This is a genomic window from Nocardia farcinica (genome assembly GCF_029867845.1).
GTDB lineage: Bacteria > Actinomycetota > Actinomycetes > Mycobacteriales > Mycobacteriaceae > Nocardia > Nocardia farcinica_A.
Genome location: NZ_JARWRU010001285.1, coordinates 1 through 1269, shown reverse-complemented (window position 1 = coordinate 1269; position 1269 = coordinate 1). Strand labels below are relative to the sequence as shown.

At 75.9% G+C, this 1269-nt stretch carries 1 protein-coding gene; it reads left to right on the top strand.

Translation table 11 applies throughout. From position 1 onward, the window contains the following. Positions 1-1250: NADH-ubiquinone oxidoreductase-F iron-sulfur binding region domain-containing protein (locus QH283_RS28730; RefSeq protein ID WP_280506067.1), on the top strand; the 1250-nt coding region annotated here is incomplete at its 5' end. Positions 1251-1269: the final 19 nt, after the last annotated feature.

The window sequence follows — 1269 nt, the reverse complement described above, 5'->3', positions numbered from 1 at the left end:
CGCCGCGGCTGCTGCGCACGATCGACGGCGTGGAGGATCTCGACGCCTATCGCGCCGACGGCGGATACCGCGCGCTCGCCCGCACCGACGCGCTGCTGAGCGAGGTCAGCGCCTCCGGCCTGCGCGGGCGCGGCGGGGCGGGCTTCCCGGCCGCGATCAAACAGTCCGGCGTGCGGGCGGCCGCGCGGGCGGGATCGCCCACGGTGGCCGTCGCCAACGGCGAGGAAGGCGAACCGGCCTCGGTCAAGGACAGGTGGCTGATGCGGCGTCGTCCGCACCTGGTGCTCGACGGTCTCCGCCTGGCGGCGGCCGTGGCCGGCGCGCGGCGCGCCGTCGTCTACCTCTCCGACACCGAGTCCGCGCGTTCGGTGGACCGGGCGCTGACCGAACTGGACAGCGCGGGCCTCGTCGAGGTGCCGATCGAACTGGTGGTGGTCGATCCCGGCTATGTGGCGGGTGAGGAGACCGCCGCCGTGCGCGCCATCAGCGGCGGGCCCGCCAGACCGACGGACAAACCGCCCCGCCCCTTCGAGTGCGGCGTGGACGGGCTGCCCACTCTGGTGAGCAATGTCGAGACCCTGGCGAACCTGCCGTGGATCCACGCCAACGGCGGCGCGGCCTTCCGCGCGGCGGGCACCGAGGGTTCACCCGGCACGTTCCTGGCCACGGTGACCGGTGGCGGGCGCGAGCCGGGACTGTACGAGGTCGCCCACGGTACGCCCGTGCGGACGCTGCTCGACCTGCACGGCGTCCCGGCCTCGGCGGTGCGGGGCGCGATGGCCGGCGGCTACTTCTCCGGGCTGACCGGCCCCCGGATACTCGACGCCACCCTGGACCACGAATCCCTCGGCGCGCTGGGCGGCGGCCTCGGTTGCGGCGCCATCGCCCTGCTGACCGAGGAATGCCCGGTCGCCGTCGCCGCCGCCGTGCTCGCCTACTTCGATCGCGAGAACGCCGGACAGTGCGGCTCCTGCTTCAACGGCACCGCCGCCATGGCCGCCGCCGCCACCGCCCTCTACGAACAGCGCGCCCGGGCGGGCGCGGTGGCCGATCTGCGCCGCTGGTCCACCGTACTGCGCGGCCGGGGCGCCTGCGGCACCCTCGACGCCGCGACCGGCACGGCCGCCGGCCTGCTCGCCGAATTCCCCGGCCGGGTGGCCGCCCACCTGGCGGGACGCTGCGCCGAGTGCGCCGACCCGGCGCCGCTGCCCGTGCGCCCGTTCGCGGCCGAAACGGCGGTGCTCGCATGAGAATCCGCTTCGACCGCAC